Below are 19,780 nucleotides of genomic sequence, written 5' to 3' on the forward strand. Positions count from 1 at the left end.
GAGGGAAATGGTTTTTTTTTCCTAAGCAGCCCGGCGGCCACCTTCCCCTTCCCCCTCCTTCCCCCCCCCCCCTTTGTCTCGCGTCCCCTTGGTCTCACCGCCCCTCCGCCTCGCCCGTCCCCTTTGTCTCGCCTCCGCCTCGCCGCCCACCGGACTTCTTTCCCGCTAGCGGGCAATGCGCCCTCGCTGGGGTACAATTGAGGATGTTGGAATGGCCTCGACCGAGGCCTCAACACAAGAGGGAATGCAGGAGAGGAGTTCGGTTAATGTACAAGATCCTCGAAAAGACGCAGTTCTCTGAGAAGGTGTTCAAGTTCCGCATCGAGGCGCCCAGGATGGCCAAGCACGCACACGCCGGCCAGTTCCTGATGGTGCGCGCCAACGAGACGGGCGAGCGCGTCCCGTTCACGCTTGCGGGCTGGAACGCCGAGGAGGGCTGGGTCGAGTTCATCTTCATGGTGATCGGCAAGACCACCGAGATGCTCTCGAGCTACGAGGCTGGCGACTCCATCAAGGACGTCACCGGCCCGCTGGGCATGCCCACCGAGATGGCTGACGGTCCCTGCGCGGTCATCGGCGGCGGCGTCGGACTCGCCATCGCCTTCCCGGTTGCCCGCCACCTGGTGGAGACCGGCCACGAGGTCCACGCCATCATGGGCGCGCGCACCAAGGACCTCCTGCTCCTCGAGGACCAGTTCCGCGAGATCCTTCCGGACGACCACATCCACATCACCACCGATGACGGCTCCTATGGCGAGAAGGGCGTGGTCACCGCGCCGCTCGAGCGCCTGCTCCAGGAGAAGGCCGTATCCCAGGTCTTCTGCGTCGGCCCCGTGCCTATGATGAAGTTCTCCGCCCTCACGGCCGAGAAGTACAACACGCCGATCACCGCGTCGCTCAACCCGATCATGGTCGACGGCACCGGCATGTGCGGCTGCTGCCGCGTCGAGGTCGACGGCCAGACGAAGTTCGCCTGCGTCGACGGCCCCGACTTTGACGCCACCAAGGTCGACTGGAACGACCTGCGCGCGCGTCAGGCCGCGTATCTCACCGAGGAGGGCCAGTCCCTCAAGGCCTACGAGGAGGCGAACTGCGCATGCCACAGGTAAACGGTCGCTTTGTTCCGGACATGAAGTCCCCGCGCACGCCGGACAACGAGGAGCCAGCAGCCGAGCGCGCGTGCGACTTCCGCCCCGTCGACAAGGGCTTCACCAAGGAGATGGCGCTGGCCGAGGCCGAGCGCTGCATGGACTGCAAGAAGCCGTTCTGCGTTGACGGCTGCCCCGTCAACATCAACATCCCCAAGTTCATCGAGAAGATCCGCGAGGAGAAGTTCGGCGAGGCGCTGGACATCATCCGCGAGGACTCGATGCTCCCCGCCATCTGCGGCCGCGTCTGCCCGCAGGAGAACCAGTGCGAGGGCAAGTGCATCCGCGGCAAGAAGGGCGACCCCGTGGCCATCGGCCAGCTGGAGCGCTTCCTCGGCGACCAGCCCGAGCTTGCCTCCAAGCCCAAGATGGCCCCCAAGAACGGCAAGAAGGTCGCCGTCGTGGGCTCCGGCCCGTCCGGCATCACCTGCGCCGGCGAGCTCGCCCGCAACGGCTTTGACGTCACCGTCTTCGAGGCCTTCTTCACCGGCGGCGGCGTGCTCGTCTACGGCATCCCCGAGTTCCGTCTGCCCAAGGCCGTCGTCAAGCGCGAGATCGACGGCCTGGAGGAGATGGGCGTCAAGTTTGAGTACAACTCCGTCGTCGGCCGCATCACCGACGCCGAGGAGCTCTTCGCCGAGGGCTTTGACGCCATCTACATCGCCACGGGCGCTGGCCTGCCCAAGTTCCTGAACGTCCCCGGCGAGAACCTCCCCAACGTCTTCTTCGCCAACGAGTACCTCACGCGCGTGAACCTCATGAAGGCGAACAAGTTCCCCGAGTACGACACGCCGACCAAGCACGGCAAGAACGTCGTGGTCTTTGGCGGCGGCAACGTCGCCATGGACGCGGTGCGCACCGCCAAGCGCCTGGGCGCCGAGCGCGCGATCATCGCCTATCGCCGCACCGAGGCCGAGATGCCCGCCCGTCGCGCGGAGCTCCATCACGCCAAGGCCGAGGGCGTCGAGGTCATGCCGCTCGTCGCGCCGCTTGAGTTCGTGAAGGGCGAGGACGGCGCCGTCTGCGCGGTGCGCGTCCAGAAGATGGAGCTCGGCGAGCCCGACGCCTCCGGGCGCCGTCGCCCCGTGCCCATCGAGGGCGCCATCGAGGAGATTCCCTGTGACGTGGCCATCTCCGCCATCGGCACCAACGCCAACCCGTTCGCCAAGATGATCGGCGACATCAAGCTCAACAAGTGGGGCTACATCATCGCCGACGAGGACGGCCGCACCTCCGACCCGCGTATCTGGGCCGGCGGCGACATCGTCACCGGCGCGGCCACGGTCATCCTGGCCATGGGCGCCGGCAAGACGGCCGCGGCAAGCATCACGAGGACGCTCGTCGGGTAGCGGGAAGAACCTCTGGTCGTAACTGACGGCCCCGCCGATTTCCACGCAGGAGTGCGCTTCGCGGAACTCCTGCTTAGGAAATCGGCGGGGCCTTTGCTGCCGAGACCGAGGTTCTTCTCGTCTTGGGCCGCCGAAGGGCGCGTACCGCATTTTGGGACGGCACTCCTTGCCGGCACTTATATGTGTCGGCAAACCGGGCGATGCGGTAGTGTCGCGAAAAGTGGTGTAGGGTCCTCCGCCCGGAAATCTCTGATGAGCTGAACCTACGCCGCTAGCGCCCCCTCGTCAAGTCCGGAGAGCGCCACGAGCCTCGCCCTCGCCCTCCCCAGCTGCTCGTCCGTGGGGTCGGGCGCCGGCGCCGCCTCCCCCTCCCAGAGACCCTCGATCGCGGACGGGTCCATGTACCTCCTGCTGGACCAGTCCTCGGTGGCCTCGCAGCAGACCGCGCCCACCAGGCGGATCAGCGCCTCCTCCGAGGGGAAGCTCTGGACCACCCGCGTGCGGCGCTTGATCTCCCTGTTCGTGCGCTCCTGCACGTTGTTGGTCCTGATGCGGCGGCGATGGGCCTCGGGGAAGTCGAGGTAGGCCAGGGCGTCCGCCTCGGCGCCCTCCATGATCCTCCCCGCGTCCGGCGACAGCGACGAGATGACGCCGCAGGCCGCCTGGTAGAGGGCCCGGACCCTCGCCGGGTCGCCCTCGTCGAAGACCGCGTGGAGCACCCTCCCGGCGGCCGCCCTCTTCGCGCGCGTCGGGCACGCGTCGATGACGTCGCGCTCGAGGTGCACCACGCGCCTCTGCCAGGCGGCGCCCGGGAAGAGCTCCCGCACCGCGCGGACGATGCCGCCGTGGGCGTCGGAGGTCACGCACTGCACGCCGGAGAGGCCCCGCTCGCGCAGGCCGCGCAGGAACCCCTTCCAGCTGGAGCAGCTCTCGGTGTCGACGCAGGCGAGCCCCACGACGCGGCGCACGCCGTCCTCGCCGACGGCGATGGCGGTGACCACGGCCGCCGTGGCGCCGTGGCCGCCCCTGCGGCAGGGGACGTAGGTGGCGTCCACCCACAGGTACGGGAAGCGCATGGGCGGCAGCTTGCGCGACCTGAGCTCCGCCACCTCGGCGTCGAGCGCCGCGCAGATGCGAGAGACGGCGTCCTTGGAGAGCCGGTCGGCGCCCATCCTCTCGAGGACCCTGCCGACCTTGCGCGTCGAGACGCCGAGCGCGTACATCTCGGCCACCGCGCAGATCACGGCGCGGTCGACCCGGCTCCACCGCTCGACCAGGCCCTCCGGGAAGTAGGTGCCCTGGCGCAGCTTCGGTATCCTGAGCGTGATGGTCCCGACCTGCGTCTCGAGCCGCCTCTCGCGGAAGCCGTTCCTCGTCGTGCCGGTCGCCTCGCAGGCGGCGTCGGCCTGGGCGGCCATCATCTCGTTGACGCCGGCCTCGAGGAGGGCGCGGGCGAGGCCGGTCAGACCCTCGCCGCCCTCGTCGAGCAGCTCCTTCATTGCGAACGCGTCTTGCTGTACAGTGTCCATTGCGGTCTCCGTCCCCTCGAATCCTTCTCTTGGTCGAAAGAGATTCTAGGTCGGAGGCCGTGCCTATATCAGACCTCCCTTACACCACAATTCGCGACGCGATCGGCGATGCGAGCCGGCACTTCTCGATAGAAGCCGAGAAGAGGCCGACACTCCTGGGCATAATCCGTCAACTAGGCCGGCACTCCTTGCCGGCACTCATAAGTGTCGGCTGCAACGGTTGGAAGGACGATAGCGGGCGGATGGGCCAGGACTACTCCCAGCCGAGGTCCTCGAGGTTGCGAAGGTGGAAGAGGTAATTCTGGAGGCTCGCGGTCTTCTCGCTGAGATCCCTCTCGCTGACGCCACGCTCGACGACGTACTCGTCAAAGAGACGGTTGCTCGTGGTCTCGAGGTAGCCGGTCGTGAGCTCGATGAGGATGCGCGGCTCGAAGATTCCAACACGAACGCATTTCCCTTCCTCAAGGTAGGGCGCATTACGCTCCGTGTCCAAGATGCGATAGGCAATGAAGTCCAGGTCAGAGCCATCGATGCCGAGATTAGCCTCGATGTTGTAGCGCATGGCCCAAAGGCGGGTCTGCGAGACCTCCTCCAGGGGCTCGCGCTCGACGTCGAGGCGCTCCTCGAGCCAGACGCGCAACTCCTCGGGCGACTTGGTGCCAGGCACGATCTCATGATCGGGCCACCAGGGGATGCGCGGCGCCGTGTCGTCGACCTCGGCGTAGGCTACCGCAATCGGCGCCTCGAATTCGGCGCAGAACTCCTCGTACGTGCGCGGGCTCGTGATGGGTGCCTCTGCGATCACCACGTTGTCGCGCTCAGCAAAGAGTAGGGTACCCAGACTCCCCTTCGTCCATGAGAGAAAGCGGGCGTCCAGCTTTGCGGCAAGGCCGTCGCCCGCGTTGGCGAGAAACGCGTCGAGGACGTTGAGGATGGCCTGAGCAGCCCCTGGGAAGTCGCCGCGCCCAAGGCAGGCGTAGACGTCCTCGAGGAGCTGGCAGTCCTCTGCCGGAATCAGCTCGTTGATCTTCTTGAGGCCGAGAAACGCATAGCGCCGGTCGTAGAGGCTGCGGACCAGCACGGAGAGCTCCCCTACCGCATCGCTCATGATCTTTGCGGCCCAGGCGTCGTTTTTGCGCGCATACGCGGAGCTCGCCTCAACGAGGCAATAGATCGCAGACGAGAAGTGCCGGCAGAGCTCCTCGTCCGTCACGTCCGCGCGCATGGGCGTCACATCACCGAAGAGGCCCGCCGGGTCATACACCGCAACGACGGGGTCGAGGTTGCCGACCTGCTGGGGCTCGGCCACGTAGAGGTCCACGTGAAGGGCGTCGGAGAAGATCGCGAGCTTCTGCGGGAGGCCAAAGTCGACGTCCTCGATGAAGACGATGTCGCCGTACGCGGCAAGGTACTTCTCGCGCCGCTCCAGCACGGCGTCACGGTTCTGGGGAGAGACGACGAGGTAGAGGTCTATGTCGGAGAACTCATCCGCGTCCCCGCGAGCAATCGAGCCCTTGAGGAGAACCGCCTCGCAGAGGCCATCGGCAACCGCCGCGCCGGCGATGCGTGCGATTGCCTCGTCAAGGCGTGCGATACCCGTGATGCGCCTCTCGTTCAACGCCATCCCTCCCCAGGTCCGGACGCACTACTCCAGCGAGATGGTCACGTGGTCGCCATCATCGCCGTCGACCTCGACGAGCGTGCCCTTCTCGCCATGCTTGATGGCCTCCGCGATGAGCGTCGTGTCGATGTCGGCATCGTTGAGGTTCAGGTTGACGACGCCGGGAATCTTGGAGCTGGCGCCGAGCACGGCGCTCGCCATGCCCAGGGGGACGTTGATGTTCACCACGTCGCCGTCGCCGCTGTCCACGTGGATGTGGAGTTTCTTGGGCCTGGACTCGTCTGAGCACGACGGCTCGGGCTCCGGCTCCGGCGCGGGCTCGGGCTCCGCCGGCACGACCTCCTGGCTCTTGCGACCCTCCAGCAGCTCGTCCACGCTCACGCCGAGCGTGCGCGCGAGCTCCGGCAGCAGCATGATGTCGGGCGCGCTGAGGTCGTTCTCCCACTTGCTCACCGCCTGCGCCGTCACGCCCATCTTCATGGCAAGGCGCTCCTGCGTCATGCCATACTCCAGGCGCAGCCGCGCGATGCGACGTCCCAGCGTCTCGTCCTTCTCGTCCATGGTCGGTCCTTTCCTCGGGTTCCTGCGTGCGGCTCCCACTGTGCCATCCCCCTCGGTTGAGTTCCACCAACCATCCATCGACTTACGATTCTACCCGTTTACCAGCAAGGACAACCGCTGGTTGCGCCGGCGTGCTATCGTCTAGGCAGAAGCGGCGACGGGAGGGAACATGTGCGCATCCGCCACCAAGACGTCTGACTGCCGGGAGTGCTACGAGAAGCAGATGCGCGAGCTTGCCGTGCTCTGCGAGCTCGACGACGCCACACTCGAGCGAATGCTCGCCATCAAGGACGAGGTCCTCGCGGGATCGGGCGGCGGGCGCATCCGCCCGGACCGCATGGGCGAGCTCCTCTCCCGCGTGACGCCGCTTCTGGGGACCGACGACCCCTATCATGACATCAAGCGCGAGTACAACCAGCTGCTGCTGGACCGCGAGAAGGACTGCTCCGATCGGATCCTGGCCGCCGACGGGCCCTTCCAGCTTGCGCTGCGCTACGCCGTGGCCGGGAACCTCGTCGACTTTGGAGGCAAGAACACCTTCACGCGCGAGGACGTGACGTCGCTGATTGACCGCGTCCCCGAGATCGCGTTTGCGATTGACGACTCCGAGGTTCTTCTCGACGCGGTGCGCCGCGCCCGTTCCATCATGTACCTTGCCGACAACTGCGGCGAGATTGTCCTAGACAAGCTCCTAATCGAGCAGATCCTGCGCGAGAATCCCAGCGTCCAGGTGACCTACGGCGTGCGCGGCGGCCCTGCCATCAACGACGTCACGCTCGACGATGCCGAGCAGGTGGGAATGGCGGACGTCGCCCGGGTGCTCTCCAGCGGCGTGGCAACCCCCACGACCGTACTCTCTGCCAGCACGGAGGAGTTTAGGCGGGCGTTCTTTGACGCGGACCTCGTCATCAGCAAGGGCATGGGCAACTTCGAGGTGCTCGTCGACGGCTGCGGGCGCGAGGACGTCTTCTTCCTCCTCATGACCAAGTGCCCCCTCGTGGCGGACCTTGTGGGCACGCCCCTCATGTCCTTCGTCTGCAAGCGGGGATAGCGCCGCCCCATAAAGCCGAAGCCGGTCCCCAGCTCGAGTAGGAGGCTCGTCACGTTGCGGACCATCTCGTCCTCGACGTCCTTCTCGGCCGCGCTCTGCTCCGCCGTTACAAAGTCGAAGATGTAGGGGTCCTTGAAGGCCTGCTCGACGAGCTCGCTCTCCGCAGGCGGCAGCGTCCGATTGAAATTGGCTGTCTTCCCCGCAGACACCTGCCGCTCGTACAGCCTGATTGAAATCTGGTGCATGAGCACCGCCCTGCTCCAGCCATGCTCAATCGTCTTATGGACATACCAGTCGCGAATTGCCCTATCAGGCACCTTATCGAGTAGGTGTGTAATGTGTCCCCACGGAATTTGTGCAACAAGCTGCTGCACAAATTCATAGTCATACTCTCGATAGAACTTCCGCATGTACTTGAGGTTGCGGACCGAGAAGCCCTTGATGCCGGGATACGCCACCCGAATGTCGTGCGACAATGACTCGACGAAGCGGCTGCCCCACTCGGAGCGCTCGTCAACCATGCGCCCGATACGCCAGTACATGCAGATGAGCTCGCGGTTTACCGCAAGCACCGACCGCGCGCGGGCCTGCGAGACCTCCCGCTTGACCCCCTCCAGAACCTCCGCATACCCCGCATCGTTGCACAGCAGCTCGTCCATAGCGCCCCCTCGCTCCCGGCATCCCCGTGCGAAGAGACTACCTCACCGACCGGACAACAATTACCGCCCGCCTCACAACCAAACGCCCTAGGGGTCGAGGACCTTCAAGGTCTGAAAACGAGAAGGCGCCCCGACCTTCCGTAGAGAAGTTCCGCGAAGCGCACTTCTCGAAGGAAGGTCGGGGCGCCGTCAAGCGCGTGTTAGGCCTTGAGCCTAGTACATTCCGCCCTGGCCGCCCTGGGCAGCCGCCGCGGAGATGGCCTCCTCAATGGTGGTGTTCTTGGGCTCGTCGGAGACGGTGGCCTCGGTGATGAGGATGAGCGACGCCACGGAGGCGGCGTTCTGCAGCGTGACGCGGCAGACCTTGACCGGGTCGAGCACGCCCATCTCGATCATGTCGCCGTACTCGCCGGTGGCGGAGTCGAGGCCCTGGCCAGCGGGCAGGCCCTTGATCTTCTCGGCCACGACGGAGCCCTCGAAGCCAGCGTTGTTGGCGATGGTCTTCACGGGCGCCTCGAGGGCCTTGCGGACGATCTCCACGCCGATCTTCTCGTCGGAGTCGACGGTCTCGACGGTATCGAGGACCTTGGAGGCCTCGAGGAACGCCACGCCGCCGCCGGCGACGATGCCCTCCTCAACGGCCGCGCGGGTCGCCTGCAGGGCGTCCTCGATGCGGTGCTTGATCTCCTTGAGCTCGACCTCGGTGGCAGCGCCGACCTTGATGACGGCAACGCCGCCGGCGAGCTTGGCGAGACGCTCCTGGAGCTTCTCCTTGTCGAAGTCGGAGGTGGTTACGTCGTACTCGGCCTTGATCTGGGCGATGCGCTCGTCGATGGCCTCCTTGGAGCCGGCGCCGCCGACGATGGTGGTGTCGTCCTTGGAGATCTTGACGGACTTGGCGCGGCCGAGCATCTCGGCGGTGACGTCGGTGAGCTGGACGCCGAGCTCCTTCATGGCGACCTGGCCGCCGGTCAGGATGGCGATGTCCTCGAGCATGCGCTTGCGGCGGTCGCCGTAGCCGGGGGCCTTGACGGCGCAGACGTTGAGGACGCCGCGGAGCTTGTTGAGGATCAGCGTGGCCAGGGCCTCGCCGTCGACGTCCTCGGCGATGATGAGCAGCGGCGCGCCCTGCTTCTGGACGGCCTCGAGGATCGGCAGGATGTCCTGGATGTTGGAGACCTTCTGGTCGGTCATGAGGATGTACGGGGAGTCGAGCTCGGCCGTCATGGTCTCGTTGTTGGTGGAGAAGTACGGGGAGATGTAGCCCTTGTCGAACTGCATGCCCTCGACGGTGTCGATGTCGATGCCGAAGGTCTGGGACTCCTCGACGGTGATGACGCCGTCCTTGCCCACGACCTCCATGGCGTCAGAGATCTTGGCGCCGATCTCGGGGTCGGAGGCGGAGATGGTGCCGACGGAGGCAATCTGCTTCTTGGTGGAGACCTCCTGCGCGGTGCTGCGCATCTGGTCGACGACGGCGTTCACGGCCTTGTCGACGCCGCGGCGGATGGCGATCGGGTTGGCGCCGGCGGCCACGTTGCGCAGGCCCTCGTTGACGATGACCTGGGCGAGGAGCGTGGCGGTGGTGGTGCCGTCACCCACGGCGTCGTTGGTCTTGGTGGCGACCTCCTTCACGAGCTGCGCGCCCATGTTCTCGATGGGGTCCTTGAGCTCGATCTCCTTGGCCACGGAGACGCCGTCGTTGGTGATGGTGGGGGCGCCGTAGGAGCGCTGCAGGGCCACGTAGCGGCCCTTGGGACCCATGGTGGTGGTCACGGCGTCAGCGAGGGTGTTCACGCCCTTGGCGAGCTTGGCACGAGCGTCGGTGCCGAAAAGAATGTCCTTAGCCATTTCTTCTGATCCTTTCCGAAAGTGCAAAAGTGACAGTCACTTTTGCACGCTTTTGCACGGTTTCTAGTCCTCGATGACGGCGTAGATGTCGTCGGCGCGCAGGAGCAGGAAGTCCTCGCCGTCGATCTTCACCTCGTTGCCGCCGAACTTGCCGTAGTAGACCTCGTCGCCGACTTTGACGTCGATGGCGATGCGCTCGCCCTTGTCGTTCATCTTGCCGGCGCCCACGGCGACGACCTGCCCGCGCTGCGGCTTCTCCTGCGCGCCGCTGGAGATGTAGAGGCCGGTAGAGGTCTTCTCCTCCTTGGGGGCGGGCTTCACGAGAACGCGGTCACCAAGCGGCTTGAGAGTCATAGTAAGGAACCTCCTTCTTGCGCCCGAGCGGGCGTGCTTCTGCGGTGCGGGTGACGTCGTGCACCGCCCTGTCCAACGTTCAGAATAATACCCAGCCGCGCGGACTTATACCACCTCGCGTAAAAAAATCTTCCAACTCGCACTTAGATTTTCTGAGGCGTCAGCGCGCACGGCGAGAAGGGCGTGGTCACGCGGCGTAAGCGGCCAAATGGGTATGATGACCTTACGACACCGAGCCACGGAGGGCAGACCCATGACGAGTCGTTCCGCTCGATTTTCACGCCGCCTCCCCCACGTCCTTCTCGTCTGCGCATGCGTCCTTGCATGCGCCTCGGTGATGGTCGGCTGCTCAAAGAGCGAGCCGCCCGCAGGCACCGTGCGCTACGAGACCGAGGGCGCCGTCGTGAACATGGGGCTTCTGCTTCACGGCTACACCTGGGACGGTACTGCCGCGGACCCCGTGGCCCCGGCGGAGCTCGACGATGACGACGTGCCCGACCTCGAGGTCTCGGGGGCAGTCGAGGTGCGTGCGTCCTTCTCGCAGCCCGCGACCGAGGTCGAGGTCGTGCGCTACGCCGAAGACGGGAGCCTCGAGGGCGTCGGATGCTCGCTCGAGGACGGCACCGCGACCTTTGGCGTCGAGCCCGGCTGGCGCTACTACGTGGGCGCCTGGTTCGAGGGCGGCGACGCGGGATATCTCTTTGACGTCAAGGCCGTCGAAGGCGGGGAGGCCAAAATGGACGAGTTCGTGAGCACCGCGATGGTCGTCACGTTTGGCGACGGGGAGGTCCTCTTCGTGGACCAGGAGACCGGGACCCCCTACTACCCCACCAACCTGCCATCAGACGCGCCCGAGCTCGCGGCTGGCAACATCGTGCGCGTGACCGGCAACGGCATCATGCTGGAGAGCTACCCCGCTCAGTACCCGGGAATCACGGACGTTGAGGTGATCGAGGAGGGAACGCCCGCGGACGCCGAGAAGTACGACGAGCTGGTGGCGCAGATCTGGCAGCCCAAGGACCCGTCCGAGCCGCCGTACGCGTCCGTCGAGTACACGACCGAGCTTGCGGCAGTCTCGCTCATGCCCACGACCTGCGGTTACACCTGGACCTATGAGGAGAACGGCGAGGAGCAGACCGTGACCGTGGACGCCCCGCACCCCACCCAGCTGGAGGCGGCCGATCTGCCCGACGCGCGCGTCGACGGCCCCACCGAGGTCACCGTGAGCTTTGACGTGAAGATGACGGGGCTTGTGGTCTCACGCTGGAGCGAGGGCGCGCTTGATGTCGAGGGTGAGCCGGTCGAGGTGGAGGGCGGCACGTTCATCGTCGAGCCGGGGTATCGCTACGCTTTTTTCGCCACCTTCGACGCCGGCCACGCCACCTACGCCTTCACCGTCCGATAGACCCGGCGCGCAAGGGGGCCGTGCAAAGGGGACAGTCACTTTTGCACGGTATTTTTGGCAGAGATCGAGGCGCGTATGAAACCCAAGACATCTCGCGGCATCGCAGTCGCAGCGATCGTGGTCATCCTTGCCGTCACCTTTGTGTCATGCGTGACGCTCCCGCGCAATGACGCGCACGGCCCCGAGGCAGACGTCCCTGGGGCGCAGGCCCTGGTATCCGGTGAGGACGATGCCGTCGCGCTGACTCTGGGCAACTACACCTGGAGCTTCATGAACGGCAGCGAGCGGCGCATCGAGGAGCTGCGCCAGATAGACCCCCAGAAGTGGCACGTCGACGAGCTGGCCCAGGTGTCGGCAGCGGCAGGGTCAACCATCGCCGTGTGCTTTGACGAGGAGCCGCTCTGGGCGTACGCGCGGAGCTGGGACGAGGAGGAGCTCGCCGACGGCTCGATAGCTGACTCACCCCTCTTCTGGCGCGTGCGAACGCTTATCGACACGGCCGAATCGGTGGGAGATGAGGTCATCTCGACCTTTGAGGACGGTGTCCTCACGTTTGAGGTCGAGCCCGGACGCCGCTACGCAATCAGCGCGACCTACGAGAAGGGCTTCTCGGGCAACGACCACATCGAGTACGTCTTCACCGTGCGATGACCCAAAGGGGCCGTGCAAAGGGGACAGTCACTTTTGCACGGTGTTCGCGTGCAAAAGTGACTGTCCCCTTTGCACGGCCCCCTCGCGCGCTACAGGCTCTCGAGCTCGGCGAGCCAGAGCGCGGAGCAGGCGTCGGACGGCATGCGCAGGTCGCCGCGCGGGCTCACGGCCGCCGAGCCCACCTTGGGGCCGTCCGGCAGGCAGCTGCGCTTGAAGTGCTGCGCAAAGTAGCGGCGGTAGAAGACCTTGAGCCAGGAGAGGATCGTTGCGTCGTCGTACTTCTCGCCCAGGGCGTAGCGGGCGAGGCGGTAGACCTTGGACGGGTTGGTCCCGCGGCGCAGGACCTCGTAGAGGAAGAAGTCATGGAGCTCGTAGGGGCCCACGAGGTCCTCCGTCTTCTGCGCGATCTTGCCGTCACCCGTGGCGGGCAAAAGCTCCGGCGAGACCGGCGTGTCCAGAACGTCGAGAAGGACCTCGGACTCGGCGGCGTCTCCGCAGGTGTCCGCCACGTAGCGCACGAGGTGGCGCACCAGCGTCTTGGGCACGCTCGCGTTGACGGCATACATGGACATGTGGTCACCGTTGTAGGTGGCCCAGCCGAGGGCAAGCTCGGAGAGGTCGCCGGTACCGATGACGAGGCCACCCTCCTGGTTGGCCACGTCCATGAGGATCTGCGTGCGCTCGCGGGCCTGGGCGTTCTCGTAGGTGACGTCGTGGACGGACTCGTCGTGCCCGATGTCAGAGAAGTGCTGGCGCACGGAGGCGGCGATGCCGATCTCGCGCAGCTCGGCACCCACGGTGCGGGCGAGCTCGCAGGCGTTGTTGTAGGTGCGGTCCGTGGTGCCGAAGCCGGGCATGGTCACCGCGATGACGCCGTCGCGCGGAAGTCCCAGCAGGTCGAAGGCGCGTACGGTCACGAGCAGGGCGAGCGTGGAGTCCAGGCCGCCCGAGAGGCCGATCACCGCGCGGCGCGAATGCGTGTGCGCGAGGCGCTTGGCGAGGCCGTGCGCCTGGATGGTAAAGACGTCCTCGCAGCGCTCGGCGCGACGGGCGGCATCTGACGGCACGAAGGGGTGCGGGTCCACCCAGCGCGTGAGTGGGGTCTCGCGGGCAGCGGCGGCGCCCAGCGAGAAGGGCACGGTCACGTAGCCGTACTCCTCGGCCGCGGCCGCGCACTCGAAGGTGGACATGCGCGTGCGCTCGGCCGCGAGGAAGCGGACGTCCACCTCGGAGACCGCACGGCCGTCGTCGAAGGGCTTGCCCTCCGCGAGCAGGCGGCCGTTCTCGGCCACGAGGTCGTGCCCGGAGAAGACGAGGTCCTGCGTGGACTCGCCGGTGCCGGCGCTCGCGTAGACGTAGCCGCAGACGAGGCGCGCGCTCTGGCCGCAGACGAGGGCGCGGCGGTAGTCCGCCTTGCCGACGACGGCGTTGGAGGCGCTGAGGTTGCAGATCAGCGTGGCGCCGGCCTGGGCGTGCGCGATCGAGGGCGGCGCGGCCACCCAAAGGTCCTCGCAGATCTCGGCAGCCACCACAAGCTCGGGGAGCTCCAGGCACGAGAAGAGCAGGTTGGTGCCAAAGAGCACGTCCTTCTCGCCACCCACGGAAACAGTGACGGGGTCTGCCGGGCCGGGAACGAAGTGACGGCCCTCGTAGAACTCGTTGTAGGTGGGGATGTGGGTCTTGGGGACGACGCCGAGGACCATGCCGCGCGAGACGACCGCCGCGCAGTTGTAGAGCTTGCCGTTGGCGCGCACGGGCACGCCCACGAGCAGAAGGGCGTCGAGATCCGCCGTAGCCGCGGCAAAGTCGGCGAGACCGGCGTCCGCGGCGCGGACGAGGGCATCCTGCCAGAAGAGGTCCTCGCAGGTGTAACCCGTGAGCGCGAGCTCGGGCAGCACGATGACGGCGGCGCCGTCCTGGGCGGCAGCCTCGCGCGCCGCAGCCACGCAGGCCTCCACGTTGAAGGCCACATCCGCGACGCGAACCTCCGGCGTCACCGCCGCGACCTTGACGAACCCGTCCCTCATCCCAACCTCCTCCGTGCAAAAGGGACAGTCACTTTTGCACGCTACGTCGTTGCCCTCGTGATGGTGCCGCGGCCAATGCCCGTGAGCCTCTCGATCTGCCTCACGGACAACCCCGCCTCCCGCAACTCACAGAGTAGCGCATTGCGCCGAGCCTTCTCCTGGCTCTTAAGCTCCGATGCCGTCAGCGGTCCCAAAACCTCGCGCGCAACCTCCTCCGCCGCTGCGTCAGCGAGCCTTGGCCGCGCCGGCGGACGGTAGCGAACGCGCTCTGAAGAGCTCGAGAACCTGACGAACGCCTCGCGGCTGCCGAGCATATCAAGCAGCAGCCCGGTGTCGGCGTACTCGGGAACACCGACGTACTCATGGTAGCTGCTCCACGGATAGTCCTCCGTCGCGCACACGCCGGCCTTCGCCGGGTTGTTGTGGATATAGCGCATGGCCTCAAGAAGATAGGACTCGCCCTCGATGGGGCTGCTGTAGAACCGCCCCTGGAACACGTGCCCCACGTGACCCCCTCGCCTGTTGAAGCGCTGGGCGTAGCGCGTGGCAAGGGAGCGCATCAGCTCGCTGAGGCAATCACCTGGATCTTCGAGCAGCAGATGGACGTGGTTTGCCATGAGACACCATGCCAGGATGCTGACGCGATGCTTGCGCGCAGCTGCCACGAACATGTCAAGAAACGCCAAACGGTCGGCGTCGTCCTCAAAGAGGTTCTGCCGACCGTTTGCGTAGAGAACTACGTGGTAAAAGCCAGATTCTGCAACACGTCTTGGCAATCTGGGCATAGCTCCTCCCCTCACCTTGTTGATGAGAGATGTTATACCCCTTCAGCCCTCTGGGAAGCGTGCAAAAGTGCCTGTCCCTTTTGCACGCTACCCCTCGAGGTAGCGGGCGAGGAACTCGCGGGTGCGCGGATGCTCGGGAGACGAGAAGAGCTTAGAGGGCGCGCCCTTCTCGGCAATGACGCCCTTGTCCATGAAGACGACCTCGTCGGAGACGTTCTTGGCAAAGGCCATCTCGTGCGTGACCACGACCATCGTCATGCCATCGGCGGCGAGGCGACGCATGACCTCGAGGACCTCGCCCACGATCTCCGGATCGAGCGCCGAGGTGGGCTCGTCGAAGAGCATGAGGTCGGGCTGCATGCAGAGGGCGCGCGCGATGGCGACGCGCTGCTTCTGGCCGCCGGAGAGGTTGTTGACGTCCGCACGCGCAAAGTCAGCGAGGCCCACCGACTCGAGGTGGCGCATCGCGACCTCCTGCGCCTCGGCCTTGCCCATCTTCTTGAGGGTCACGGGCGCGAGGGTGCAGTTGTCGAGCACGTTCATGTTGTTGAACAGGTTGAAGCCCTGGAAGACCATGCCGATCTTCTCGCGCAGGCGGTTCACGTCCACGTGCTCGGCCGCGAGGTCGGCGCCGTGGAACCAGACGTGCCCGGCGTCGGGCGTCTCGAGCAGGTTGATGCAGCGCAGAAGCGTCGACTTGCCAGAGCCAGAGGCGCCGATGATCGTGACCACTTGGCCGGGCATGACGTCGAGGTTGATGTCACGCAGGACCTCGAGGTCGCCGAAGCTCTTGCGCAGGCCCTCGATGCGGACCATCGGCTCGCTGACGGCTGAGCCGGTTCCGGTGGCGCCAGCGGCACGCACGTTCTTCTCGCTCATTGCTTACCCCTCCACCTTCACGGGCGTGTCGGACGTGCTGCCCACGGCCTCGGTCTTCACGTTGAAACGACGCGCAAAGCGGCCGAGCAGCCAGGTTGCCACCATCGTGAGCACGAGGTAGATGGCCGCGGCGATCAGGAACGCTGGGAAGTACTCGTAGTAGTTTCCTCCGATGGTGCGCGCCGCGAAGGTCAGGTCAAAGACGCTGATGATCGAGAGGACCGACGAGTCCTTGATGTTGATGACGAGCTCGTTGGAGAGGCCGGGGATGGAGTTCTTGATGCCCTGGGGGAAGACCACCTTGAGCATCGCCTGCCACTGGGAGAGGCCGAGCGAGCGCGCGGCCTCCATCTGCCCCTTGTCCACGGCCGCGATGCCGCCGCGCAGGACCTCCATCATGTAGGCGGTGGAGTTGAGCGACACGGTCACCAGGCCCGCGTTGAAGGGGGACCAGATCTGGTTGAGCTCCGCCCCGCTGAAGTCGCCCGTCGCGCGAATGATGCCCAGGATGCCGTAGTAGACGATCATCGCCTGGACCATCATCGGCGTGCCGCGCACCACGGTGGAGTAGACCTTGGCAAAGCCGGCGCCCACGACCTTCCAGAAGCGGACGAAGTCGTTGTCGGGCCGGTCGACCGCCTGGATGCGGCAGAAGACGAGCAGCAGAGCCAGGAAGAAAGCGATGACGGTGCCAAAGACGGCGAGCGCGATCGTGGTGCCGATGCCGGTGGCATAAGTGCTGCGGCTCACCCAGAACATCCAGATGATGTTCTGGAGGAAGTCGTCCGCCGGACGGTCGGGCGTGGCGGTGGCGACCGCCCAGGCGGAGGCAAAGCCCATGACCAGGCGGTCGACGACGAGCACGAGCGCCATCGCCCAGATGACGTATGACGCGTAGCGCAGCGCGCGACGGGCGGCCGGGCGCGCGAACGGCGAGGTCTCCGCGTAGTTCTTCCAGTGCGTGAGCTTGAACACGAGCGCGACGGCGCTCACGACGAGCCAGGCGGCGAGCACGTAGTACATCACCAGCTCGACGGTGAACGCCTGCGCGAGGAAGCTCATCGGCGGGCGCGGGGAGCTCGAGAGCAGCATGCCAACAAGCGCCACGGCGCTCGTGCCGAGAAGGACGTAGCGGTGATCGTCAAGGAAGAAGGACGCCACACGACCACGCGGCCTTCTCGCCGTCTGCTCTCCGGAGGGGGCGGAGCTCATCTTTCTTCTCCTTCGCATTTCATGCGTGCGGGCGCGCGCCGAATCTCGCGGCGCGCGCCCCTATCTTACGCGATGTGCAAAAGTGCCTGTCCCTTTTGCACGCTACGCCGGCTGGCGATCCATGCAGGCGTTCCACATCTCCTGGCGCTCGTCCTCGGGGATGCCGGCGATGATCTCGTTGATCTTCTCGAGCGCGGCGTCCTGGCCCTTGGCGATGGCGGCGTTGTCGGGCATGAGGGAGCCCTCGAACTTCTCGTCCATCTCGAGCTCGACGAACTCGGGGTGGGTCTCCAGCAGCTTGGGCACGGAGAGCATCGAGTAGGTGATGATGTCCGCGGCGCCGCTGTTGAGGTTCTCGACGACCATGGGGACGGTCTCGGCGGGCGTGAGGTGCGTGACGCTCGGCTCGGCCTCGACGATCTGCTCGATGACGTCGTCGTACATCGTGGCGGCCTGGCCCATGATGGCCGCGTCCGCCAGGTCGGCGAAGGTCTTGGCGCCGGCCCACTGGGAGTCGGACTTGGTGATCATGACGATGTCGTCGTCAATGTAGGAGTCAGAGAAGGACGCGGAGTCCTCGCGCTCGGGCGTGACGGACATGCCGGCGCAGACGATGTCGATCTGCCCGTTGTTGAGGGCGTCGATCAGGCCGTCGAAGGAGAGCTTCACCGCGACGGCGTCCATGCCCAGGCCCTCGGCGATGATCTTGGCGGCCTGGACGTCATAGCCGTCGGCAAAGGCGCCGTCGACGTTGTCGATGGGGATGGTGAACTCGGACTCCTCCTGGACCTGCCAGTTGTACGGAGGGTAGGCGGCCTCCATGCCAACGCGGAGGGTCTTGCCGTCGCCGAGGGTCGCCTCGGCGGTGTCGGCGGCGTCATCGGCCGCGTCTGCTTCATCGGTGGTGGCGTCCTGCGCGGCGGGACCGCAGCCGGAAAGGACCATCACGCCTCCCATGCCCGCCACGAGGCTCGAGAGCTTGAGGAAGTCGCGGCGAGAGACTCTGTCAGATACGTACACGTGCGGGGTGGCCTTCATGGTGGTTCCCTTCCTTTTGTGGTAATCCCCTTCCGCGCGACGCAACCGGAGGGGACCCATTCCCCTCCCCCTTGCAAGCGGGCGCACCCGATGCGAGAAAGTTACGCGCACGTCGGCAGGATACCGCGAGGCGAGAAGAACCCCGAGCTGATAGACTTCTGGGAAACATCGCCGTAACGGGCAGCCGCGCGGGGGGCGTGCAAAGGGGACAGTCACTTTTGCACGGTGTTCGCGTGCAAAAGTGACTGTCCCCTTTGCACGCCTTGCACGGGAGGAACGCCATGGACCAGGAGACCTACGACGCCTACGTCGCCATCCTCGAGGAGGAGCTCGTCTGCGCGATGGGCTGCACCGAGCCCATCGCCGTAGCCTACTGCGCCGCGCTCGCGCGCCAGACGCTCGGCGCCCTTCCGGAGCGCGTGGACGTGACGGCGTCCGCCAACATCATCAAGAACGTGAAGAGCGTCGTCGTGCCCAACACGGGCGGAGCTCGCGGCATCGAGGCCGCCGCCGCGGCGGGCGTGGTCGCGGGAGACGCGGAGGCCAAGCTCGAGGTCCTGGCCGGCGTGACCGGCGAGCAGATCGCCGAGATGCGCGACTTTCTCGCCACGCGCGAGGTCACCGTGGCGCCGAGCGAGCGCCCGTGGATCTTCGACATCCAGGCGCGCGTCTCGGGCGACGGCCACGAGGCGTTCTGCGAGATTGCCGGCTCGCACACCAACGTCATCCGCGTGGAGCGCGACGGCGAGGTTCTTCTCAGCGAGCCCTTCGAGGAGGCCGCGGGCGAGAAGGACGCCGGGACGGACCGCAGCTGCCTCTCCATCGAGAAGATCGTCGAGTTTGCCGGCGCGGTGGAGCTGGACGACGTCAAGCAGCTGCTCGGCCGCCAGATTGCCTGCAACATGGCCATCGCTCGCGAGGGGCTAGAAAGCGAGTGGGGCGCCAACATCGGCAGCGTGCTGCTCTCCGCCTACGGCGACGGCGTGGCCAACCGCGCCAAGGCGTGGGCGGCCGCCGGCTCCGACGCCCGCATGGGCGGCTGCGAGCTGCCCGTGGTCATCAACTCCGGCAGCGGCAACCAGGGCCTCACGGCGAGCGTCCCCGTGATCGTCTACGCACAGGAGCTGGGCGTCTCCCACGAGGAGCTGCTTCGCGCGCTCGTGGTGTCCAACCTCGTGACCATCCACCTCAAGACCGGCATCGGCCGGCTCTCCGCCTACTGCGGCGCCACGAGCGCCGGCGCGGGCGCGGCGGCCGGCATCACCTACCTCTACGGCGGACGCGCGCACGAGATCTCCCACACCGTGGTCAACGCCATCGCCATCGACTCCGGCATGGTCTGCGACGGTGCCAAGGCGAGCTGCGCGGCCAAGATCGCGAGCGCGGTGGAGGCCGGCCTGCTGGGCATGCAGATGCAGAGCCAAGGCAAGCAGTTCTACGGCGGCGACGGCATCGTGGTCAAGGGCGTGGAGAACACGATCCGCAACGTGGGCGTGCTCGCGGCGCAAGGCATGCGCGAGACCGACCGCACAATCATCGAGCTCATGTGCGGGTCCGGCTCGTGCTAGGCGTGCAAAAGGGACAGGCACTTTTGCACGGTTTAGGGAACGCGCGCTCTCGGATTTTCGGAAATCGCGAGTTACGCGTGACTTGGTTTGAG

At 66.1% G+C, this 19,780-nt stretch carries 16 protein-coding genes and 1 pseudogene; 6 read left to right on the top strand and 11 right to left on the bottom strand.

All coding sequences use genetic code 11. The features are described 5' to 3' along the window. Nucleotides 1-266 precede the first annotated feature (266 nt). Complete coding sequence (locus E0L17_RS10515; protein WP_167931180.1) at nucleotides 267-1,109, top strand: sulfide/dihydroorotate dehydrogenase-like FAD/NAD-binding protein; 843 nt, start codon at nucleotides 267-269, stop codon at nucleotides 1,107-1,109. Next, nucleotides 1,097-2,497, top strand: coding sequence for an NADPH-dependent glutamate synthase (gene gltA / locus E0L17_RS10520; RefSeq protein ID WP_167931181.1), 1,401 nt, complete (start codon nucleotides 1,097-1,099; stop codon nucleotides 2,495-2,497). Before E0L17_RS10515 ends, gltA begins: the two co-directional genes overlap by 13 nt. 263 nt (nucleotides 2,498-2,760) lie before the next feature. Here the strand turns inward: gltA and E0L17_RS10525 are convergent, their stop codons facing one another. The 3 genes from E0L17_RS10525 to E0L17_RS10535 form a co-directional block, all read right to left on the bottom strand. After that, nucleotides 2,761-4,026, bottom strand: a complete 1,266-nt coding sequence (locus E0L17_RS10525) for an IS256 family transposase (protein ID WP_167931182.1) — start codon at nucleotides 4,024-4,026, stop codon at nucleotides 2,761-2,763. Nucleotides 4,027-4,279: 253 nt separating this feature from the next. Continuing rightward, nucleotides 4,280-5,650, bottom strand: a complete 1,371-nt coding sequence (locus E0L17_RS10530; protein WP_167931183.1) for a nucleotidyltransferase domain-containing protein — start codon at nucleotides 5,648-5,650, stop codon at nucleotides 4,280-4,282. A gap of 21 nt (nucleotides 5,651-5,671) precedes the next feature. After that, complete coding sequence (locus E0L17_RS10535) at nucleotides 5,672-6,208, bottom strand: helix-turn-helix domain-containing protein (protein ID WP_167931184.1); 537 nt, start codon at nucleotides 6,206-6,208, stop codon at nucleotides 5,672-5,674. Nucleotides 6,209-6,377: 169 nt separating this feature from the next. Between E0L17_RS10535 and E0L17_RS11170 the strand changes: the two genes are divergently transcribed. Further along, nucleotides 6,378-7,259 (top strand): damage-control phosphatase ARMT1 family protein, encoded by an 882-nt coding sequence (locus tag E0L17_RS11170; protein WP_286163459.1) that lies wholly within the window; start codon nucleotides 6,378-6,380, stop codon nucleotides 7,257-7,259. Between the two features lie 41 nt (nucleotides 7,260-7,300). Here the strand turns inward: E0L17_RS11170 and E0L17_RS11320 are convergent. The 3 genes and pseudogenes from E0L17_RS11320 to groES all read right to left on the bottom strand — a co-directional run. Next, a pseudogene (locus tag E0L17_RS11320) lies at nucleotides 7,301-7,918 on the bottom strand (DUF1016 N-terminal domain-containing protein); the annotation flags it as partial. 213 nt (nucleotides 7,919-8,131) lie between these two features. After that, entirely contained in the window at nucleotides 8,132-9,769 is a 1,638-nt protein-coding gene (groL, locus tag E0L17_RS10545) for a chaperonin GroEL (RefSeq protein WP_075278908.1), read from the bottom strand. A gap of 63 nt (nucleotides 9,770-9,832) precedes the next feature. Further along, nucleotides 9,833-10,123, bottom strand: a complete 291-nt coding sequence (groES, locus tag E0L17_RS10550; RefSeq protein ID WP_075278909.1) for a co-chaperone GroES — start codon at nucleotides 10,121-10,123, stop codon at nucleotides 9,833-9,835. A 376-nt stretch (nucleotides 10,124-10,499) separates the two neighbouring features. On the opposite strand from groES, the gene E0L17_RS10555 reads away from it, so the two are divergent. Together E0L17_RS10555 and E0L17_RS10560 are read left to right on the top strand one after the other, a co-directional pair. Beyond that, nucleotides 10,500-11,528: a hypothetical protein gene (locus E0L17_RS10555; RefSeq protein ID WP_167931186.1), complete on the top strand. Its 1,029-nt coding sequence runs from the start codon at nucleotides 10,500-10,502 to the stop codon at nucleotides 11,526-11,528. 75 nt (nucleotides 11,529-11,603) lie between these two features. Then, a complete protein-coding gene (locus E0L17_RS10560) occupies nucleotides 11,604-12,179 on the top strand; it encodes a hypothetical protein (RefSeq protein ID WP_167931187.1) in 576 nt (191 codons plus the stop codon). 89 nt (nucleotides 12,180-12,268) lie between these two features. Here the strand turns inward: E0L17_RS10560 and E0L17_RS10565 are convergent, their stop codons facing one another. The 5 genes from E0L17_RS10565 to E0L17_RS10585 form a co-directional block, all read right to left on the bottom strand. Next, nucleotides 12,269-14,206 (bottom strand): NAD(+) synthase, encoded by a 1,938-nt coding sequence (locus tag E0L17_RS10565; RefSeq protein WP_167931188.1) that lies wholly within the window; start codon nucleotides 14,204-14,206, stop codon nucleotides 12,269-12,271. Between the two features lie 41 nt (nucleotides 14,207-14,247). Then, a complete protein-coding gene (locus E0L17_RS10570) occupies nucleotides 14,248-14,991 on the bottom strand; it encodes an REP-associated tyrosine transposase (RefSeq protein WP_167931189.1) in 744 nt (247 codons plus the stop codon). A gap of 87 nt (nucleotides 14,992-15,078) precedes the next feature. Beyond that, nucleotides 15,079-15,807 carry an amino acid ABC transporter ATP-binding protein gene (locus tag E0L17_RS10575; protein ID WP_167931193.1) on the bottom strand — a complete coding sequence of 243 codons (729 nt, stop codon included), beginning with the start codon at nucleotides 15,805-15,807 and terminating at the stop codon, nucleotides 15,079-15,081. 66 nt (nucleotides 15,808-15,873) lie between these two features. Continuing rightward, a complete protein-coding gene (locus E0L17_RS10580; protein WP_167931190.1) occupies nucleotides 15,874-17,082 on the bottom strand; it encodes an amino acid ABC transporter permease in 1,209 nt (402 codons plus the stop codon). A gap of 102 nt (nucleotides 17,083-17,184) precedes the next feature. After that, nucleotides 17,185-18,120 carry a transporter substrate-binding domain-containing protein gene (locus E0L17_RS10585; protein ID WP_167931191.1) on the bottom strand — a complete coding sequence of 312 codons (936 nt, stop codon included), beginning with the start codon at nucleotides 18,118-18,120 and terminating at the stop codon, nucleotides 17,185-17,187. 281 nt (nucleotides 18,121-18,401) lie between these two features. On the opposite strand from E0L17_RS10585, the gene E0L17_RS10590 reads away from it, so the two are divergent. Further along, nucleotides 18,402-19,688 (top strand): L-cysteine desulfidase family protein, encoded by a 1,287-nt coding sequence (locus E0L17_RS10590; RefSeq protein ID WP_167931192.1) that lies wholly within the window; start codon nucleotides 18,402-18,404, stop codon nucleotides 19,686-19,688. Nucleotides 19,689-19,780: the final 92 nt, after the last annotated feature.

Origin of the sequence: Olsenella sp. SW781 (assembly GCF_012027725.1) — a bacterium.
Classification (GTDB): Bacteria; Actinomycetota; Coriobacteriia; order Coriobacteriales; family Atopobiaceae; genus Thermophilibacter.

What these genes read in the sequence shown, in the direction of transcription:
- E0L17_RS10565 (WP_167931188.1), bottom strand. Translation starts at nt 14,206, where the DNA reads ATGAGGGACGGGTTCGTCAAGGTCGCGGCGGTGACGCCGGAGGTTCGC.
- E0L17_RS10560 (WP_167931187.1), top strand. Translation starts at nt 11,604, where the DNA reads ATGAAACCCAAGACATCTCGCGGCATCGCAGTCGCAGCGATCGTGGTC.
- E0L17_RS10580 (WP_167931190.1), bottom strand. Translation starts at nt 17,082, where the DNA reads ATGAGCTCCGCCCCCTCCGGAGAGCAGACGGCGAGAAGGCCGCGTGGT.
- E0L17_RS11170 (WP_286163459.1), top strand. Translation starts at nt 6,378, where the DNA reads ATGTGCGCATCCGCCACCAAGACGTCTGACTGCCGGGAGTGCTACGAG.
- groL (WP_075278908.1), bottom strand. Translation starts at nt 9,769, where the DNA reads ATGGCTAAGGACATTCTTTTCGGCACCGACGCTCGTGCCAAGCTCGCC.
- E0L17_RS10575 (WP_167931193.1), bottom strand. Translation starts at nt 15,807, where the DNA reads ATGGTCCGCATCGAGGGCCTGCGCAAGAGCTTCGGCGACCTCGAGGTC.
- E0L17_RS10515 (WP_167931180.1), top strand. Translation starts at nt 267, where the DNA reads ATGTACAAGATCCTCGAAAAGACGCAGTTCTCTGAGAAGGTGTTCAAG.
- E0L17_RS10570 (WP_167931189.1), bottom strand. Translation starts at nt 14,991, where the DNA reads ATGCCCAGATTGCCAAGACGTGTTGCAGAATCTGGCTTTTACCACGTA.
- E0L17_RS10530 (WP_167931183.1), bottom strand. Translation starts at nt 5,650, where the DNA reads ATGGCGTTGAACGAGAGGCGCATCACGGGTATCGCACGCCTTGACGAG.
- groES (WP_075278909.1), bottom strand. Translation starts at nt 10,123, where the DNA reads ATGACTCTCAAGCCGCTTGGTGACCGCGTTCTCGTGAAGCCCGCCCCC.
- gltA (WP_167931181.1), top strand. Translation starts at nt 1,097, where the DNA reads ATGCCACAGGTAAACGGTCGCTTTGTTCCGGACATGAAGTCCCCGCGC.
- E0L17_RS10590 (WP_167931192.1), top strand. Translation starts at nt 18,402, where the DNA reads ATGGACCAGGAGACCTACGACGCCTACGTCGCCATCCTCGAGGAGGAG.
- E0L17_RS10535 (WP_167931184.1), bottom strand. Translation starts at nt 6,208, where the DNA reads ATGGACGAGAAGGACGAGACGCTGGGACGTCGCATCGCGCGGCTGCGC.
- E0L17_RS10585 (WP_167931191.1), bottom strand. Translation starts at nt 18,120, where the DNA reads ATGAAGGCCACCCCGCACGTGTACGTATCTGACAGAGTCTCTCGCCGC.
- E0L17_RS10525 (WP_167931182.1), bottom strand. Translation starts at nt 4,026, where the DNA reads ATGGACACTGTACAGCAAGACGCGTTCGCAATGAAGGAGCTGCTCGAC.